Origin of the sequence: Streptococcus cristatus ATCC 51100 (assembly GCF_011612585.1) — a bacterium.
In the GTDB taxonomy this organism is placed as follows: Bacteria; Bacillota; Bacilli; order Lactobacillales; family Streptococcaceae; genus Streptococcus; species Streptococcus cristatus_H.
In genome coordinates this window covers 1899651-1919088 of the sequence record NZ_CP050133.1, presented here as the reverse complement: position 1 = coordinate 1919088, position 19438 = coordinate 1899651, and the positions used below count along the sequence as shown (strand labels likewise).

At 44.7% G+C, this 19438-nt stretch carries 11 protein-coding genes; 10 read left to right on the top strand and 1 reads right to left on the bottom strand.

Going from position 1 to position 19438, the window contains the following annotated elements:
- The first annotated feature begins 1 nt into the window (after nt 1).
- The gene (locus tag HBA50_RS09440) at nt 2–2080 is read left to right on the top strand and encodes a heavy metal translocating P-type ATPase (protein WP_045498148.1); all 2079 of its coding nucleotides are present in this window, start codon (nt 2–4) and stop codon (nt 2078–2080) included.
- Between the two features lie 73 nt (nt 2081–2153).
- On the opposite strand, the gene tyrS is transcribed toward HBA50_RS09440, so the two are convergent.
- Nucleotides 2154–3410 (bottom strand): tyrosine--tRNA ligase, encoded by a 1257-nt coding sequence (gene tyrS, locus HBA50_RS09435; RefSeq protein WP_045498145.1) that lies wholly within the window; start codon nt 3408–3410, stop codon nt 2154–2156.
- A gap of 195 nt (nt 3411–3605) precedes the next feature.
- On the opposite strand from tyrS, the gene pbp1b reads away from it, so the two are divergent.
- The 9 genes from pbp1b (at nt 3606) to folK (ending at nt 19315) form a co-directional block, all read left to right on the top strand.
- On the top strand, nt 3606–6026 hold the full coding sequence (pbp1b, locus tag HBA50_RS09430; RefSeq protein WP_045498142.1) for a penicillin-binding protein PBP1B: 2421 nt from the start codon (nt 3606–3608) through the stop codon (nt 6024–6026).
- A gap of 415 nt (nt 6027–6441) precedes the next feature.
- Nucleotides 6442–10014, top strand: a complete 3573-nt coding sequence (gene rpoB / locus HBA50_RS09425; RefSeq protein ID WP_045498139.1) for a DNA-directed RNA polymerase subunit beta — start codon at nt 6442–6444, stop codon at nt 10012–10014.
- 38 nt (nt 10015–10052) lie between these two features.
- Nucleotides 10053–13697: a DNA-directed RNA polymerase subunit beta' gene (rpoC, locus tag HBA50_RS09420; protein WP_080940867.1), complete on the top strand. Its 3645-nt coding sequence runs from the start codon at nt 10053–10055 to the stop codon at nt 13695–13697.
- Nucleotides 13698–13952: 255 nt separating this feature from the next.
- Complete coding sequence (locus tag HBA50_RS09415; protein ID WP_005591269.1) at nt 13953–14624, top strand: CPBP family intramembrane glutamic endopeptidase; 672 nt, start codon at nt 13953–13955, stop codon at nt 14622–14624.
- 146 nt (nt 14625–14770) lie between these two features.
- A complete protein-coding gene (locus HBA50_RS09410) occupies nt 14771–15400 on the top strand; it encodes a hypothetical protein (RefSeq protein ID WP_045498133.1) in 630 nt (209 codons plus the stop codon).
- Nucleotides 15401–15586: 186 nt separating this feature from the next.
- A complete protein-coding gene (gene folP, locus HBA50_RS09405; protein ID WP_045498130.1) occupies nt 15587–16537 on the top strand; it encodes a dihydropteroate synthase in 951 nt (316 codons plus the stop codon).
- Nucleotides 16538–16539: 2 nt separating this feature from the next.
- Nucleotides 16540–17883 carry a bifunctional folylpolyglutamate synthase/dihydrofolate synthase gene (locus tag HBA50_RS09400; protein ID WP_045498127.1) on the top strand — a complete coding sequence of 448 codons (1344 nt, stop codon included), beginning with the start codon at nt 16540–16542 and terminating at the stop codon, nt 17881–17883.
- Entirely contained in the window at nt 17864–18418 is a 555-nt protein-coding gene (gene folE, locus HBA50_RS09395) for a GTP cyclohydrolase I FolE (RefSeq protein WP_045498124.1), read from the top strand. Before HBA50_RS09400 ends, folE begins: the two co-directional genes overlap by 20 nt.
- Before the next feature lie 84 nt (nt 18419–18502).
- Nucleotides 18503–19315 (top strand): 2-amino-4-hydroxy-6-hydroxymethyldihydropteridine diphosphokinase, encoded by an 813-nt coding sequence (folK, locus tag HBA50_RS09390; protein ID WP_045498122.1) that lies wholly within the window; start codon nt 18503–18505, stop codon nt 19313–19315.
- The last annotated feature ends 123 nt before the right edge of the window (nt 19316–19438 follow it).

Genomic DNA, 19438 nt, shown 5'->3' with positions numbered 1-19438 from the left:
TATGTCTTTTAAAGTGCTACATAGAGGATACCAACATATCCGACTATCATCTTCTTTTTCACTCACCTTGGATATTCAAGACTATCTTCGTTCCTTGGCGAGAGATGAAAAGGGGATTGAGTCCATCCAGTTTTACATGGATCAACAGCACTTTACTCTACGTATAAAAGAAGGCTTCTCTGTATTAGACAATGCAGAAGCCTTTTTAAAAAGAATTGATAAAGGGAAAGTTTCTGAGTTGATGACTCTTCCCATTCGTAGAGAAGAGAGTGCTTATTCTATTGTTTCAGGTGCAGCGATTAAGCGTATACTTTTTCGTAGTTTTGTGCCGTATCCTATTCGCTATATATGGACTTGTTATCAGGCTTTTGGCTATATTAGAGAAGCTTATCAAACACTAGCGCGCAAGGAACTAACGATGGAGGTCCTGGACTGTTCGGCGATTTTATTGTCCTTGTTTATGAACCAATCTAAGACGGCTAGCAATATCATGTTTATGCTTGATTTGGGGAATCATTTAGATCAGTGGTCCTTGAAAAAAACTGCAACAGATTTAGAACAGAGCCTTCTTGCAAAAGAGAGCGATGTATTTCTAGTACAGGGGGATACGGTTGTTAGTATCAAGAGTTCCGATGTTCAAATAGGAGATGTCTTGGTCCTATCTCAAGGAAATGAAATTCTGTTTGATGGACAAGTAGTTTCAGGTTTAGGTATGGTCAACGAAAGCTCCTTGACAGGAGAGAGTTTTCCAGTTGAAAAAAGAGAGTCTGATTTGGTTTGTGCAAATACAGTATTAGAAACTGGAGAGTTACGCATTCGTGTAACCGATAATCAGATGAACAGCCGTATTTTACAGCTAATTGAGTTGATGAAGAAATCTGAAGAAAACAAGAAAACGAAACAACGCTATTTCATCAAGATGGCGGATAAGGTCGTCAAATATAATTTCTTGGGTGCTGGTCTGACTTACCTATTAACAGGTTCTTTTTCTAAGGCTATTTCTTTCTTATTGGTCGATTTCTCCTGCGCTTTGAAAATCTCTACTCCTGTAGCTTATTTAACGGCTATCAAGGAGGGTTTGAATCGTGAAATGGTGATTAAGGATGGGGATGTTCTGGAGAAATATCTGGAAGTCGATACCTTCTTATTTGATAAGACGGGGACAATCACAACTAGCTATCCTATAGTTGAAAAGGTGTTACCTTTTGGAGACTATAGTGAGGAAGATATTCTCAGAATCAGTGCCTGTCTTGAGGAGCACATCTATCATCCTATCGCTAATGCCATTGTCAAGCAAGCTGAGATAGAGGGAATTGAACATGAGGAAATGCATGGGAAACTCCAATATATTGCAAGCAAGGGAATTAAGTCCCATATTGATGGTGAATCGGTTGTCATCGGAAATTTTGTCCTGATGCAAGACGAGCAAATCAATATTAGTCCTGAACAAAATGCCCTGATCGAAGAATATAAGAATCACTACAATCTACTGTTCTTGGGCTATCGCAATGATCTTATTGGGATGTTCTGTATCCATACTCCTTTGAGAAAAGAAGCAAAAGTTGCCTTAGAAAAGCTCAAAGCTCAAGGAAAGAAACTGATTTTAGCAACAGGTGATACCTTGGTTAGAACGGAAGAACTTGTAAAAGATTTGCCGTTTGATCAAGTTTATACAGATTTGAAACCTGATGGAAAATTTGAATTGGTGCAGGAGTTACAGCAATCTGGTCATGCTGTCTTAATGGTCGGAGACGGCCTGAATGACTCGGCAGCTCTAACCCTTGCGGATATTGGTGTTGTGATGAATGAAAGTGCAGATATTTCTAAGCAAATGAGCGATATATTATTATTAGATAATCGCTTGGATTTTTTTGAAGAATTAGACTCTCTTTCATCGTCTTTGCAAAAACTGATTCAGAAGAATATCCAAGAAACTATCGTCGTAAACAGTAGTTTGATTGGCTTTGGTTTATTTAACTGGCTTAGTCCTTCCAATCTTTCTATCTTACATAACCTCACAACTTTGCGAATTGTACTTCGTAGTCTTTCTGTTAAGAATAGGTATGTAAGAAGATTTTAATCAACCATAAGCAAAAGGAGTTATCTCAGGGAAGAGTAACTCCTTTTGTTTGTGTGGATAAGTTTTGAATGTTTTAGTATGTAAGGACGAAGTATTTCTTCTTACCGCGTCGGATAACAGTGAGTTCGTTCTCTAACTTATCTGCGTCGCTCAAGACATAGTCAAGGTCTTGGATGCGGTCGCCGTTGACGTAAATTGCTCCGTTTTGAACATCTTCGCGGGCTTGGCGTTTTGAGTTGACCACGCCAGATGACACGAGGATTTCCACGATGTTAAGATTTTCGTCGGCTTGAACTTGGTAGTTTGGTACTCCACGAAGTCCTTGTTTGAGTTCTTTGACAGAAAGGTTTTTGATATTTCCTGCAAAGAGTTGCTCAGTGATGTTAAGGGCTTCTTTGTAGGCTTCTTCACCATGGACAAGAGTCACGACTTCACGAGCGAGGACTTTTTGAGCCAAGCGTTCGTGTGGAGCTGCTTCAAACTGTTTGCGGATGTCTTCAATCTCATCGAGTGACAAGAAAGTAAAGATCTTCAAGAAGCGAACAGCGTCAGCGTCCATGACATTCATCCAGAATTGATACATTTCGTATGGAGAAGTCTTGTCGGCATTGAGCCAAACAGCATTTCCTTCTGATTTACCAAATTTTTTACCAGTTGCATCAGTGATAAGAGGGACTGTGATAACGTGGCCTGTCTTGTCAGCCTTACGACGAAGCAATTCGGTACCAGCAGTCATATTACCCCACTGGTCAGAACCACCGATTTGAAGAGTTACGTTATGTTCTTTGTTAAGGACAAAGAAGTCGTAACCTTGCATGATTTGGTAAGCAAACTCTGTGTAAGAAATCCCTGTTTCAATCCGTTTTTTCACGGATTCCTTGCTCATCATGTAGTTGACAGTGAAGTATTTACCGACATCACGGAGGAAATCAATGAAGCTGATGCTGCCAAACCAGTCGTAGTTGTTGACCATGACAGCTTTGTTTTCGCCATTTTCAAAGTCAAGAAAGCGAGAAAGTTGGCCTTGGATAGACTGAACCCAGCCATCAACGGTTTCCTTGGTTTGCAGGCTACGCTCTGCATCTTTAAAGGATGGGTCGCCAATCAAACCTGTTGCACCACCGACGAGGGCATAAGGCTTGTGCCCAGCTAACTGTAAGCGGCGGCTGGTCAAAATAGCTACCAAGTGACCTAAGTGCAGACTGTCCGCTGTTGGATCGTATCCAGTATAATAAGAGACCTGCCCTTCTTCTAAGGCTTTACGCAAAGCTTCTTCATCAGTCGTTTGAAAAATCAAACCACGCTCTTTTAGCTCATCAAAAATGTGCATAGTTGTCTCTCCTTTTCTAAGATAGCAAAGACAGTTGCCCTTGCTCAATTATTTTTTGTCTTATCTTTCTATTGTATCACAAACCCGACAAATAGCAATGAGTAGCCAGAAAATAATTCCTGTAAAAGCGCTAGAATTAGCTCTTTCTTGATATAATCTGCTGATGTTTGCTATAATAGTCGATAAGGAGAATCTATGTTGAAACCATTTATAAAAAAGTTAAAACAGTTTGGTAAGGGGGAGCCCTCACCTGTTAAGACGTCTAAGCCAAAAGGAGAGACATGGTCGGTACTTGATATTGTTTCCGTTATTTTTCGGACAGTAAAACTACTCTTAAATGTCGCTTTTGTATTTATCTTTTTTGGAATAGTATTGGGGGCTGGACTCGGATTGGGCTATGCCGCCAGCCTTTTTAGTGATGTCTCCGTGCCGAAGCAGGAGGAGCTGGTAAGTCAGGTCAATAAGATTTCTGGGATTTCGAAGCTGACCTATGCTAACGGAGAGTTGATTTCTGAAATCGATAATGATTTGTTGCGGATTCCAGTTGCCAGCGATGCGATTTCGGATAATGTCAAAAATGCTATCATTGCGACGGAAGATGAGAACTTTGAAACTCACAATGGTGTTGTGCCCAAGGCTGTTCTGCGGGCAACCTTGGGTTCTGTAGTTGGAGTTGGTTCATCCAGCGGGGGCTCGACCTTAACTCAGCAGTTGATCAAGCAGCAGGTCGTGGGAGATGCTCCGACTTTCAAGCGGAAGGCAGTAGAGATTGTTGATGCCTTGGCTCTGGAACGCTATATGTCCAAGGATGACATTCTGACTGCTTATTTGAATGTAGCACCTTTTGGTCGGAATAACAAAGGACAAAATATTGCTGGAGTGGAAGAAGCAGCTCAAGGGATTTTTGGTGTATCAGCCAAGGATTTGAGTATTCCACAGGCTGCGTTTATTGCAGGATTGCCCCAGAGCCCAATTGTCTATTCGCCCTATGCCTCTGATGGTAGCATGAAGAGTCCAGATGATATGGCTTTAGGTCTAGAGCGGGCTCGGAATGTTTTGTATAATATGTACCGTACAGGTCGACTGAGTGAAGCAGACTATCAGCAGTACAAGGACTATGATCTGACGCAGGATTTCAAGCCGACTGAGAGCCTTCAAAAGAGCTCGCATAGCTACCTCTACCATACAGCCTTTTCAGAAGCGCAGACGGCCATGTATCAGTATTTGATTCAGCGGGACAATGTATCCCAGCAAGAATTAAAAAATAATGCAACGGTTGAAGCCTATCAAGAGTTGGCTCGAAAAGAGCTGAGCGAGGGTGGCTATACGGTCACAACAACCATCAATCATTCGATTCATCAGGCAATGCAGAATGCAGTTGCCAACTACGGTGGTCTCTTGGATGATGGGACAGGAATGGTCGAGGTTGGAAATGTCCTTCAGGACAATAAAACAGGAGCCATTATTGGTTTTGTCGGTGGTAGAGACTATAGCTCTAATCAAAACAACCATGCTTTTGATACGGAAAGATCTCCTGGTTCGACTATCAAGCCAATTTTAGCTTATGGGATTGCCATTGACCAAGGGCTGATGGGAAGTGCGAGTGTCCTTTCCAATTATCCGACGAACTTCTCTAGCGGTGAGCCAATTATGCACGTGGACAGTCGCGGAACAGGCATGATGGACCTGCAGGAAGCCCTCAATACTTCTTGGAATATTCCAGCTTATTGGACCTATCGTGCACTTCGCGAGAAGGGTGTGAATGTCCGAGGCTATATGGAAAAAATGGGCTACCATATTGACAACTACGATATTGAAAGTCTACCAATGGGTGGGGGAATCGAGGTTTCGGTTGCCCAGCACACCAACGGTTTCCAGACTTTGGCTAATAATGGTTCTTATCAAGAAAAGTATATGATTGAAAAGATCACAGCTCCAGACGGCAAGGTGGTTTATGAGCATAAGGCGAAACCAGTTCAGGTTTACTCGCCTGCTACTGCAACGATTATGCAAAGCTTGATGCGGGGTGTGCTCAACTCTGGTGCAACTACGACCTTTAAATCAAGGATTAGTCAAGTCAATGGTACCTTGGCCGGCGCAGACTGGATTGGCAAGACAGGTACAACCAACAGCAATGGAGATATGTGGCTCATGCTTTCCACTCCTCGGATGACCCTTGGAGGCTGGATTGGTCATGATGACAATACTTCTATGGCTGCCCTAACAGGCTACAATAATAATGCGGCCTATATGGCCTATCTAGCCAATGCCATTTATGAGGCGGATCCAGAGGCTTGGGGAATCGGAGAGAAATTCAATCTTGATTCGAGCGTTATCAAGTCTGATGTTCTCAAATCTACTGGAGAAAGACCGGGAACCGTCACAATCAATGGCCGTTCCATCAATGTAAGCGGTCCGACTGTTCCTAGCTACTGGGCTAAGAATGGCGCTCCAACGACGAGCTATCGCTTTGGTATCGGTGCATCTGATGCGGATTATCAGAAAGCTTGGGGAGCAATCTTGGGTGGTTATACCTCTAATTCTGGTTCTAACTTTAGCTCTAATCCGAATTCCAATAATGGGACGAATTCCAGCAGTAACCGACAGGGAAACTAGGACATCAAAAACGGCTTTTCAACTTTTCAGAAAGAAGAGGAAAGCCTTGCAATTTCTAGATAAATACGGTATAATAGTATCAATAATTTGTCGTGTGCTTTAATTGAAATATTGTCCGATTAAAGCTTGCAGCAGTTAAATCAAACTTTTTATAAGTCAGATTTAGCTGCTCTTTTTGTGTCTATTTTTCAGAATTCTAGGATTTGTAACGCAAACTTAAAGATTCTAAAAACTTGGCAAAAAGGACTGATTGTAGCTGTTTTGACGAGAGTCAATGGCGTAGAAGGGGTATCCCCTTGGTAAGAGTGAAGAAGAGTGTGATATGAGAGGCAAATGGTTAGTATTCCAATAATCAGAAAATCTCAATTTTCTCCGATTCCCTCCCTCTGTACTTTATAAAAAAGGAGTTAGAAACTTGGCAGGACATGACGTTCAATACGGGAAACATCGGACCCGTCGTAGTTTTTCAAGAATTAAAGAAGTTCTTGATTTACCAAACTTGATTGAAATTCAAACAGACTCGTTTAAAGATTTCTTGGACCATGGTTTGAAAGAAGTCTTCGAGGATGTGCTTCCTATTTCAAACTTTACCGACACCATGGAACTGGAATTTGTCGGCTATGAAATCCGTGAGCCTAAATATACGCTGGAAGAAGCTCGTATCCACGATGCTAGCTACTCAGCGCCAATCTTTGTGACTTTCCGTTTGATTAACAAGGAAACTGGTGAAATCAAGACGCAGGAAGTCTTCTTTGGTGATTTCCCAATCATGACTGAAATGGGGACCTTCATCATCAATGGTGGTGAGCGGATTATCGTATCCCAGTTGGTGCGTTCTCCAGGGGTTTACTTTAACGATAAAGTTGACAAAAACGGAAAAGTTGGCTACGGTTCAACGGTTATTCCTAACCGCGGTGCTTGGTTAGAGTTGGAAACAGACTCAAAAGACATTGCCTACACTCGTATTGACCGGACGCGGAAGATTCCATTTACCACTCTGGTGCGTGCGCTTGGTTTCTCAGGAGATGATGAGATCTTGGACATCTTTGGTGACAGCGACTTGGTGCGCAACACCATCGAAAAAGATATTCACAAGAACCCAATGGACTCTCGTACGGATGAAGCTCTGAAAGAAATCTATGAGCGTCTTCGTCCAGGTGAGCCTAAGACGGCTGAAAGCTCACGTAGCTTACTTGTGGCACGTTTCTTTGATCCACATCGCTATGACTTGGCTGCCGTTGGTCGTTACAAGATTAACAAGAAGCTCAACATCAAGAATCGTCTGCTCAATCAAACATTGGCAGAACATCTAGTAGATGCTGAAACAGGTGAAATTCTTGTCGAAGCTGGTACAGTCATGACTCGCAGTGTGATTGATAGCATTGCAGAGCAACTGGACAATGGTTTGAACAAGATCACTTATATTCCAAACGACTCAGCTGTCTTGACAGAGCCTGTAGAATTGCAGAAGTTTAAGGTCGTCGCACCAAGCGATCCAGACCGTGTTGTGACCATTATTGGTAATGCAAATCCTTCTGACAAGGTTCGGACTGTAACACCAGCTGATATCTTGGCTGAAATGAGCTATTTCCTCAACTTGGCAGAAGGTATCGGTCGTGTGGATGATATTGACCACTTGGGGAACCGTCGTATTCGTGCAGTTGGTGAGCTTTTGGCTAACCAAGTTCGTCTGGGACTTTCTCGGATGGAGCGTAATGTTCGTGAACGGATGTCTGTTCAGGACAATGAAGTGCTGACTCCACAACAAATCATCAACATCCGTCCAGTAACTGCTGCTATTAAAGAATTCTTTGGTTCTTCTCAGTTGTCTCAGTTCATGGACCAACACAATCCGCTGTCTGAGCTTTCTCACAAGCGTCGTCTTTCTGCCTTAGGACCTGGTGGTTTGACACGTGACCGCGCTGGTTATGAAGTGCGAGACGTGCACTATACTCACTATGGTCGTATGTGTCCGATTGAAACGCCTGAAGGACCAAACATCGGTTTGATCAATAACTTGTCTTCTTACGGACATCTTAATAAATACGGATTTATTCAAACACCTTACCGTAAGGTAGACCGTGAAGCTGGTGTGGTAACCAACGAAATCGTTTGGCTGACAGCTGACGAGGAAGATGAATTTATCGTAGCGCAGGCCAACTCTAAACTTAATGAAAAAGGTGGCTTTGCAGAGCCTATTGTTATGGGACGCCACCAAGGTAATAACCAAGAATTTCCATCAGACCAAGTAGACTACATGGACGTATCACCTAAGCAGGTAGTTGCCGTGGCGACAGCATGTATTCCTTTCTTGGAAAATGACGACTCCAACCGTGCCCTCATGGGTGCCAACATGCAACGTCAGGCTGTGCCTTTGATTGATCCAAAAGCGCCTTATGTCGGTACTGGTATGGAATACCAAGCTGCCCACGATTCTGGTGCGGCGGTTATTGCTCAGTATGATGGTAAGGTTACCTATGCGGATGCGGATAAGGTAGAAGTTCGTCGTGAAGACGGTTCATTAGATGTGTACCACATTCAAAAATTCCGTCGTTCAAACTCAGGAACTGCCTACAACCAACGCACCCTTGTAAAAGTTGGCGATGTCGTTGAAAAAGGCGACTTTATCGCTGATGGACCTTCTATGGAAAATGGAGAAATGGCGCTTGGACAAAACCCAATCGTTGCCTACATGACATGGGAAGGTTACAACTTCGAGGATGCCGTTATCATGAGCGAACGCTTGGTGAAAGACGATGTCTACACCTCTGTCCACCTCGAAGAATACGAATCAGAAACTCGCGATACAAAGCTTGGGCCTGAAGAAATCACTCGTGAAATTCCAAACGTTGGTGAAGATGCCCTTAAAGACCTTGACGAAATGGGGATTATCCGTATCGGTGCTGAGGTTAAAGAAGGCGATATCCTTGTCGGTAAAGTAACGCCTAAGGGTGAAAAAGATCTTTCAGCTGAAGAACGTCTCTTGCACGCGATCTTTGGTGATAAGTCTCGTGAAGTACGTGACACTTCTCTTCGTGTACCTCACGGTGCCGATGGTGTCGTTCGCGATGTGAAGATCTTTACTCGTGCAAACGGTGATGAGTTGCAATCTGGTGTTAATATGCTGGTGCGTGTCTACATCGCTCAAAAACGTAAAATCAAGGTCGGAGATAAGATGGCCGGACGTCACGGAAACAAAGGGGTTGTCTCTCGTATCGTTCCTGTGGAAGATATGCCATACTTGCCAGACGGAACTCCAGTCGATATCATGTTGAATCCACTTGGGGTGCCATCCCGTATGAATATCGGTCAGGTTATGGAACTCCACCTTGGTATGGCAGCCCGTAACTTGGGCATCCACATTGCGACACCGGTCTTTGACGGAGCAAGCTCAGAAGACCTCTGGTCTACAGTTCGTGAAGCTGGTATGGATAGCGATGCCAAGACAATCCTTTACGATGGACGTACTGGTGAGCCGTTTGACAACCGTGTATCAGTTGGTGTCATGTACATGATCAAACTCCACCACATGGTTGATGATAAATTGCACGCTCGTTCAGTCGGACCATACTCAACCGTTACCCAACAGCCACTCGGAGGTAAAGCTCAGTTTGGTGGACAACGTTTCGGGGAAATGGAAGTTTGGGCCCTAGAGGCTTACGGCGCGTCAAACGTACTTCAAGAAATCTTGACTTACAAGTCTGACGATATCAACGGACGTTTGAAAGCTTATGAAGCGATTACCAAAGGGAAACCAATTCCAAAACCAGGTGTGCCAGAATCCTTCCGAGTTCTTGTGAAAGAATTGCAATCTCTTGGTCTTGACATGCGTGTCCTTGACGAAGATGACCAAGAAGTAGAACTTCGTGACTTGGATGAGGATATGGATGAAGATGTGATCCATGTGGATGATCTGGAAAAAGCACGTCAAAAACAGGCTCAGGAAGCTAAAGCAGCTTTTGATGCTGAAGGAAATGAAGAAAAATAATTCGTCGCTGATTAGATAAATAAGAAAGGTAAGAAATAGTGGTTGATGTAAATCGATTTAAAAGTATGCAAATCACCCTAGCTTCTCCAAGTAAGGTCCGTTCATGGTCTTACGGAGAAGTGAAGAAGCCTGAGACAATCAATTACCGGACCTTGAAGCCAGAACGTGAAGGCCTCTTTGACGAGGTGATCTTCGGGCCAACCAAGGATTGGGAGTGTGCCTGCGGTAAATACAAACGGATTCGTTACAAAGGGATTATTTGTGACCGCTGTGGTGTTGAAGTAACACGGACCAAGGTTCGTCGTGAACGTATGGGGCACATCGAGCTTAAAGCACCGGTTTCTCACATTTGGTATTTCAAGGGAATCCCAAGCCGTATGGGCTTGACTCTAGATATGAGTCCGCGCGCCCTAGAAGAAGTCATTTATTTTGCGGCTTATGTGGTGATTGATCCTAAGGAAACACCACTGGAGCACAAGTCTATCATGACGGAGCGCGAGTATCGTGAGCGCCTCCGTGAATATGGTGCAGGTTCATTCGTTGCCAAGATGGGAGCAGAAGCGATCCAAGACTTGCTGAAACAAGTGGATTTGGAAACAGAAATTGCGGCTCTCAAGGAAGAATTGAAAACAGCTTCTGGTCAAAAACGAATCAAAGCTATTCGTCGTTTGGACGTTTTGGATGCCTTCTACCGCTCTGGCAATAAGCCAGAATGGATGATTCTCAACATCCTGCCAGTCATTCCACCAGATCTACGTCCAATGCTTCAATTGGATGGTGGCCGCTTTGCCTCATCTGACTTGAATGACCTCTACCGCCGCGTTATCAACCGGAACAACCGTTTGGCTCGTTTGCTTGAGTTGAATGCACCAGGCATCATCGTTCAAAATGAGAAGCGGATGCTGCAAGAAGCGGTGGACGCTTTGATTGACAATGGTCGTCGTGGTCGTCCAATCACAGGACCAGGTAGCCGTCCACTTAAGTCTTTGAGTCACATGCTCAAAGGTAAACAAGGACGCTTCCGTCAAAACTTGCTGGGTAAACGGGTTGACTTCTCAGGCCGTTCCGTTATCGCCGTTGGTCCGACATTGAAGATGTATCAATGTGGTGTGCCACGTGAAATGGCGATCGAGCTCTTCAAACCGTTTGTTATGCGGGAAATTGTTGCCCGTGACTATGCACAGAATGTGAAAGCTGCTAAGCGCATGGTAGAACGTGGCGATGAGCGCATCTGGGATGTCTTGGAAGATGTTATCAAAGAACACCCAGTGCTCCTTAACCGCGCGCCGACCCTTCACCGTTTGGGGATCCAAGCCTTTGAGCCAGTTCTAATCGATGGTAAGGCTCTTCGCTTGCATCCGCTGGTCTGTGAAGCCTACAATGCCGACTTTGACGGTGACCAAATGGCCATTCACGTTCCATTGTCTGAAGAAGCTCAAGCTGAAGCTCGTATCCTCATGCTGGCTGCTGAGCACATCTTGAATCCGAAAGACGGAAAACCAGTTGTAACACCATCTCAAGATATGGTCTTGGGTAACTATTACCTGACCATGGAAGAAGCAGGTCGTGAAGGTGAAGGCATGGTCTTTAAAGACCGTGATGAAGCCGTGATGGCCTTGCGTAATGGCTATGTCCACCTGCACACTCGTGTGGGTATCGCGACAGATAGCCTCAACAAACCTTGGACAGAAGATCAAAAACACAAGATCCTCATGACCACAGTAGGTAAGATTCTCTTCAACGATATCATGCCAGAAGAGCTGCCTTACCTGCAAGAACCAACGAATGCTAACTTGACAGCAGGTGTACCAGCTAAATACTTCTTGGAGCCAGGTAAAGACATCAAGTCTGCTATTGAAGCCCTAGAGTTAAATATTCCGTTCAAGAAGAAAAATCTAGGAAATATCATTGCTGAAATCTTCAAACGCTTCCGTACGACAGAAACATCTGCCCTGCTGGACCGCTTGAAAGACCTAGGTTACCACCATTCTACTCTGGCTGGTTTGACAGTAGGTATTGCTGACATTCCAGTCGTGGAAGACAAGGCAGAGATTATTGAAGAATCTCACAAGCGTGTAGAACAAATCACCAAGCAATTCCGTCGTGGTATGATTACTGACGACGAACGCTACAATGCTGTTACAGCTGAATGGCGTGCTGCCCGTGAAAAACTGGAGAAACGCTTGGTTGCCAACCAAGATCCGAAGAACCCAATCGTTATGATGATGGACTCTGGAGCGCGTGGTAACATCTCTAACTTCTCACAGCTTGCCGGTATGCGTGGTCTGATGGCTGCTCCGAACGGACGTATCATGGAATTGCCAATCCTTTCAAACTTCCGCGAAGGTTTGTCTGTATTGGAAATGTTCTTCTCTACTCACGGTGCCCGTAAAGGTATGACCGATACGGCCCTCAAGACAGCCGATTCAGGTTACTTGACTCGTCGTCTAGTTGACGTTGCTCAAGACGTGATTATACGTGAGGACGACTGTGGTACAGACCGCGGCTTGCTCATCACTTCTATCACAGAAGGCAAGGAAATGATCGAGTCTCTGGAAGAACGTCTCAATGGTCGTTACACTAAGAAAACGGTTAAACATCCAGAAACTGGCGCAGTTATCATCGGTCCAAATGAATTGATCACCGAAGACAAGGCGCGTGAAATCGTCAATGCTGGTGTTGAAGAAGTGACAATCCGCTCTGTCTTTACATGTAACACTCGCCATGGTGTCTGCCGTCACTGTTACGGTATCAACTTGGCGACTGGCGATGCGGTTGAAGTTGGTGAAGCAGTCGGAACCATCGCTGCCCAGTCTATCGGGGAGCCAGGTACACAGTTGACCATGCGTACCTTCCACACGGGTGGTGTTGCCTCTAATACCGATATCACACAAGGTCTTCCTCGTGTCCAAGAAATCTTTGAAGCCCGCAATCCGAAAGGGGAAGCGGTCATCACTGAAGTCAAGGGTGAAGTTACTGCTATCGAAGAAGATGCATCTACTCGTACCAAGAAAGTCTTTGTTACAGGTGCAACTGGCGAAGGCGAATACGTGGTGCCATTCACAGCTCGCATGAAGGTAGAAGTGGGGGACCAAGTTTCTCGTGGTGCTGCCTTGACTGAAGGTTCTATTCAGCCTAAGCACTTGCTGGCTGTCCGTGATGTCTTGTCTGTTGAAACCTATCTGCTTGCTGAGGTACAAAAAGTTTACCGTAGCCAAGGGGTAGAAATCGGCGACAAACACATTGAGGTAATGGTTCGTCAAATGATTCGCAAGGTGCGCGTCATGGATCCAGGTGATACAGATCTCCTCATGGGAACTCTCATGGATATCACTGACTTTACAGATGCTAACCGTGATGTGGTTATCTCAGGCGGTGTACCTGCGACAGCTCGTCCAGTCCTCATGGGAATCACCAAAGCTTCCCTTGAAACTAACAGCTTCCTGTCTGCAGCTTCCTTCCAGGAAACAACTCGTGTTCTGACAGATGCGGCTATCCGTGGTAAGAAGGATCACCTGCTCGGTCTCAAGGAAAATGTTATCATTGGTAAGATTATCCCGGCCGGTACTGGTATGGCTCGTTACCGTAACTTGGAACCACAAGCAATCAATGAAGTTGAAATCATTGACGAAGTTGTGGAAACAGCAGAGACTGAAGAAGTTGAAACAAGCGTAGAATCATAAAAACTTGCTTGAATTTACAATATAAAAGTCTATCAGGAAGAGAATCTTGTATTCTCTTCCTTTTTTGCTAGGTGCACTGAATTGGTGAAGATATAATAAAAATTGAAATTTTAGCGCTCTATTTTGCTGCCAGATTGAATCAAAAGCTTAGGGAAGGAGCTTCCTAGTGAGCAGATGGCACATTTTTTGATTTTATATGGCTCTTAGCTGTACAGGAAGGGAAAAATTCGATATACTAAGTAAAAGGAGGAAGAAATGAAAATTTTTTTGCAAAAAGTGGAATATAGTTTACTGGCTTTGTTTTTAGCCGTACAGACTCAAGTTCCTTTTGTACTGATCCAGTTTTACAAAGGTCGAGATCAAAGTTTTTCAATGGGATACACCTTGCTTATCCTGATGATTTATTTGCTGATCATTTTTTATGCCCTGCGAATGGCTAAAAAAGAAGGCTTACTGACCCTTGATTTTAGTTTTTTTAACTTAAAATCGGTAATCTGGCTAGTATTATCCTATCTGATAACTTTCGGAGTTAGTATTTTTGCTGCGATTATTATGGTTCTAGAGGGCCAACTTTCAGGAACGACAGCCAATCAAACTGCTTTGCAAAACTTGTTTCAGAGTACGCCCGTTGTTTTGCTTATTGTGGGAGCTGTTTTTTCAGCGCCAATTTTGGAAGAGATTATTTTCCGTGGTTTGATTCCCCAAAAGCTGTTTCCAAAGCATGAGTTGATTGGTCTGATAGTTGGTTCTATCCTTTTTGGTTTTTTCCACGGTCCGACCAACATCGGTAGTTTTGTCCTTTATGCTGGTATGGGGGGCGTTCTAGCTTTGGTGGTTCACCAGACTAAGCGTTTGGAAATGGGAATTTTAGCCCATATGTTACGGAATGCCATTGCTATTTTGGTGATGATTATTTCACAAAGTTAACTAGATATCATTCATGGATGAAGAGGTCAGATTGACCTCTTTTTTGACATTTCAGGGATAAAAAGTGACTTTTGAGGACATGGAGCTAGCAAAGCGAATCTTTTGTTCTATAATGAGAATTGTATCTTAGCTTTAAGGAGTAAAAAATGAGGCTCACATTTCAAAAATCTATCCAAATATTATTAGTAGCTATGCTAATGCAATCGGTCTTGCTGCTTTTGGTTTATCCGATGACCAATCGTTTTGCTTTATCGAGGCCTAACTTGCTTTTTATCTCTCTGTTTTTGTTCATTCTTTTAGGGTATGCCTCTTATTTTTCTCGTGAGTGGCGGGATTTTAAGATAGAGTTGCGTGCTTCCAAGCGGTTTCCATACTTGCGCTACCTCTATTTTTTGATGATTGCAAGCAACGCAGCGAGTCTTGTTCTCCTTTGTGGGCAGTCGAGTTCTGAGATAACGCCTTTGCAGCAGCTTATCTCAAACAGTTTTTCCGCGTCCTCCTTGCTATTGCTTGGCATTGATTTATTTGGTATGTCATCACAGGCTAAGCAAAACAGGCAGATGAAATACAGAAAGAGTTGGCGTATTGCCTTGGGAATTGCTCTCTTTGCTTTCCTGAGAAATCCCGGAGAATCATCTTGCTTTCTAATTTATCTAAGTTTAGGCATGGCTTTTGTCCGGCTCTTAAAAGCTTGGGTTGGATCTCTGGAATTGTCCTTACTGGCTCATCTTCTTCGGAATTTACTTCTGATCCTCCTTTTGCCTTTCTGTTTGTAAAAAGTGTTTTCTTAAATAGCGGAATTGTGGTAAAATGATAAATGAAACAAGAGTCTGAGAGGACTGCTTGTAGGATCAAGTGCAGTTTGTAAAACTGATGCTGCATCTGCTGTTGGCTTTGCGGTACACTAGATGGGTGTGCCTTTTTTGTTGAAAGGTAGTAGTAGCAAGAGGAAAGGAAATACGATGAATCTAAGACAACTTGCTCCAGAGGGCAAGACGGCCCTTTGTGGGATCCTTAATGTTACCCCAGATTCCTTTTCGGATGGGGGCAAATATAATACGGTGGAAAAGGCTCTGGAGCAAGCACGCAAGATGATAGCTCAGGGAGCTCATCTGCTGGATATCGGTGGTGAGTCGACTCGTCCGGGCAGCCATTTTGTGGACATCGAAGCGGAGATAGGTCGTGTGGTGCCAGTCATTGAGGCTCTTCGTCGGGAGACTGATATCCTCATTTCTGTAGATACTTGGAAGGCACCAGTTGCAGAAGCAGCTTTGGCCGCTGGAGCCAATATCATCAATGACATCACGGGAGTCTTGGGTGATGAGAGAATGGCAGTTGTGGCTGCCAAGGCTGGAGCGCCAGTTATCGCCATGTTCAATCCAGTCATGGCTCGGCCCCAACATGCTAGCTCGAAAATCTTTCCGACTTTTGGCTTTGAGGCCGCTTTTACGGAGTCAGAATTAGCGGATTTTGAACAGCTGGGTATTCAGGCGCTCATGTGGGCATTTTTTGAAAGAACACTGGGGAAAGCTAAGCAAGCTGGGCTGGAGCGGGAGCAAATCATGCTGGATCCAGGGATTGGTTTTGGCTTGACCAAACGGGAAAATCTCTTGCTCTTACAGGAGTTGGATAGCATTCATCAGGCTGGCTTTCCTATTTTTCTGGGTGTCTCTCGCAAGCGCTTTTTGGTCAATATCTTGGAGGAAAATGGTTTTGAGACTGACCCAGAGACGGAAACAGGTTTTCAAAACAGAGACCTGGCTTCAGCTCATTTGACCAGCATTGCAGCTAGTCAAGGTGTTGAGGCTGTCCGAGTGCATGATGTGGAGGTTCACCGAATGGCAGCTGAAATAGGTGATGCTATTCGACTGGCTCAGAAAATGGAAGATCTAAATTTACGGCAGTATAAGTGACTATGACAAAAGAAGAATTGCCAGATTTAAGCTGGCTGGAAGCCTATCGGACGGATAGTCCTAATTTTGGCTTGGAGCGGATGGAGCGGATGCTGGCGCTGCGGGGAAATCCTCATTTGCAGCTGTCAGTGATTCATATAGGGGGAACCAACGGGAAGGGCTCAACCATTGCCCACCTGCGTCAACTCTTGGAAATGCGGGGTCTGCGTGTAGGGACCTTTACTTCCCCCTATCTGATCAGCTACAATGAACAAATCGCCATCAATGGCCGGCCTATTCCCAATCAAGATTTGTCGCGCCTTCTAGAGACTTATCGAGCTCTCTTTGAAGAGCAAGCGAACGATGAGGTTTTGCAGGGAGTGACTGAGTTTGAAATCATGACGGCTTTGGCCTATGATTATTTGGCTCAGGAGCGGGTTGATGTGGCCATTATGGAGGTCGGCATGGGCGGCCTCTTGGACAGTACCAATGTCTGCCGCCCTGATTTGACAGCCATTACGACCATTGGCTTAGATCATGTGGCTTTGCTGGGGCATTCTCTGGCAGCGATTGCCGAGCAGAAGGCGGGGATTATTAAGCCAAATATGCCCTTGGTGACTGGACGGATTGAGCCAGAAGCTCTGGCGGTTATCGAGGACAAGGCTCATCAAAAGCAAGCTCCCCACTATGTTTATGGGCAGTCTTATCAAGTTCAGAGCTTGGGCGGGACTGAATCAGGAGAACAATTTAATTTCTCTAATGCGCATCGGGAGGCGGAGCCTTACCTGACACCTCTGTTGGGGCAACATCAGGTAGACAACGCTGGTTTGGCGATTCAGCTCTGTGACCTCTATTGTCAGCTCAAGCAGCTACCGCTGTTAACAAAAGAACAAGTTAGCGCGGCTTTAGTGGCGACAAGTTGGCCGGGTCGGATGGAGCAGATTTCACATCAGCCTCGTATTTTGCTTGATGGCGCCCACAATCCACATGCCATGGAGAGGTTGACGAGGACCTTGAGCCAGCATTATCCAGACTTGGATAAGAAAATCCTTTTCAGCTGTATCCAGACCAAGTCTCTGGAGGAAATGGTGGGTCAGCTCAAGCAGGTGCCTAAGAGTCAGCTAATTTTGACCAATTTTGCAGATCCACGGAGCTTTTCCAAAGAAAAAATGGAGGCGCTAGCTTGCGAGCAGAGCTTGTATTATGCTGATTGGCATGGATTTTTAGAGGCTTATTTGAAAGCTGAGCATGGGACCGATGAGCTCTTGCTGATTACGGGCTCCCTTTATTTTTTGGCTCAGGTCAGGGCCTATATCATTGACAAAGAAAAAGAATCTAGGAGTGAATATGGACACGAAGAAAATTGAAGCAGCAGTTGCCCAGATTATTGAGGCGGTTGGCGAAGACGGAAATCGCGAAGGCTTGCAGGAGACGCCACAGCGCATTGCCAAGATGTATCAGGAAATTTTTGCTGGGCTGGGCGAGACGGCTGAGGAGCATCTATCCAAGTCTTTTGAAATCATTGACAATAATATGGTGGTGGAGAAGGATATTTTCTTTCATTCCATGTGTGAGCACCACTTCCTGCCATTTTACGGGAAGGTTCACATCGCCTATGTGCCTAATGGTCGGGTAGCAGGCTTGTCCAAGCTGGCTCGAACGGTAGAAGTCTATGCTAAGAAACCGCAGATTCAAGAGCGATTGACCGTAGAGATTGCTGAAGCCTTGATGGACTATCTGGGTGCTCAAGGGGCCCTGGTCTGGGTGGAAGCTGAGCATATGTGTATGAATATGCGAGGAGTCAGAAAGCCTGGCACTGCAACGGTTACTACAGCAGCGCGTGGCGTTTTAGCGACGGATAAGGACCTAAAAAATGAAGCTTACAAACTGATGGGACATTGATTTTATCAGTGATGGAGCATGTCAAGAACTAGATAGTTTTATCAAGGATGAAATGCAGAAACTTGAATCAGAAAGGATAAGAGAATGGATCAGCTGCGCATTAAGGATTTGGAAGTGTATGCCTATCACGGTCTGTTTGGAGCAGAGAAGGAATTGGGCCAGCGTTTTGTGCTGGATCTGATTTTGGACTATGATATGACTCGTGCTGCCAAAACAGGCGACCTGACAGCTTCTATCCACTATGGAGAATTAGCTCAGGATTTGACTCACTGGTGTCAGGAAAGCAAGGAAGACTTGATTGAGACGTTGGCTTACAAGCTGATTGATCGGATTTTTCTGACTCATCCTTTGGTGCAGAAGGTCAGCTTGGAGGTCAAGAAGCCTTGGGCACCGGTCCCGTTGCCTTTAGAGACCTGCTCAGTCAAGCTGGTGCGTCAAAAGCGGAAGGCTTTTATCGCTCTGGGAAGCAATCAAGGCAGCCCAGCTGCCAATTTGGATGCAGCTTTGGAAAAAATAGCAGAGCAAAATATGAGAATTTTGCAGGCATCAAGCCGTATTGAGACGGAGCCTTGGGGTGGCGTTGAGCAGGATCCGTTCCTTAATCAAGTTGTTGAAGTTGAAACCTGGCTCAATCCTGAGGAATTAATGCAGACCTTACTGGCTATCGAAGCAGATCTAGGGCGCGTGCGGGAGATCAAATGGGGACCGCGTGTGATTGATCTGGATATCCTTTACATAGGGCAGGAGGAGATATACAGTCCAGATTTGATTGTTCCTCATCCTTATGTGGCTGAGCGAGCTTTTGTCTTGCAATCTTTGGTGGAAATCGCTCCACACTTTGTCGATCCCGTGCAGAAAAAAAGCATCCGCCAGCTCTGGGATGCGATCGAAAAATAAACTAAGAACTCGTTGTAAGACTTTTTAATGTAAAGGAATTATTTCAAGTTAATTATAATCATATTATTAGTGATAAAAAAGTGATAAAAATAAGAAAGAAATTAGTTTTCAGGTTGTATATGA

Bases quoted from the DNA above. Each gene is read 5' to 3' on its own strand.
- tyrS (WP_045498145.1), bottom strand. From the start codon at position 3,410: ATGCACATTTTTGATGAGCTAAAAGAGCGTGGTTTGATTTTTCAAACG.
- HBA50_RS09400 (WP_045498127.1), top strand. From the start codon at position 16,540: ATGACAAAAGAAGAATTGCCAGATTTAAGCTGGCTGGAAGCCTATCGG.
- HBA50_RS09410 (WP_045498133.1), top strand. From the start codon at position 14,771: ATGAGGCTCACATTTCAAAAATCTATCCAAATATTATTAGTAGCTATG.
- pbp1b (WP_045498142.1), top strand. From the start codon at position 3,606: ATGTTGAAACCATTTATAAAAAAGTTAAAACAGTTTGGTAAGGGGGAG.
- HBA50_RS09440 (WP_045498148.1), top strand. From the start codon at position 2: ATGTCTTTTAAAGTGCTACATAGAGGATACCAACATATCCGACTATCA.
- HBA50_RS09415 (WP_005591269.1), top strand. From the start codon at position 13,953: ATGAAAATTTTTTTGCAAAAAGTGGAATATAGTTTACTGGCTTTGTTT.
- folE (WP_045498124.1), top strand. From the start codon at position 17,864: ATGGACACGAAGAAAATTGAAGCAGCAGTTGCCCAGATTATTGAGGCG.
- folP (WP_045498130.1), top strand. From the start codon at position 15,587: ATGAATCTAAGACAACTTGCTCCAGAGGGCAAGACGGCCCTTTGTGGG.
- folK (WP_045498122.1), top strand. From the start codon at position 18,503: ATGGATCAGCTGCGCATTAAGGATTTGGAAGTGTATGCCTATCACGGT.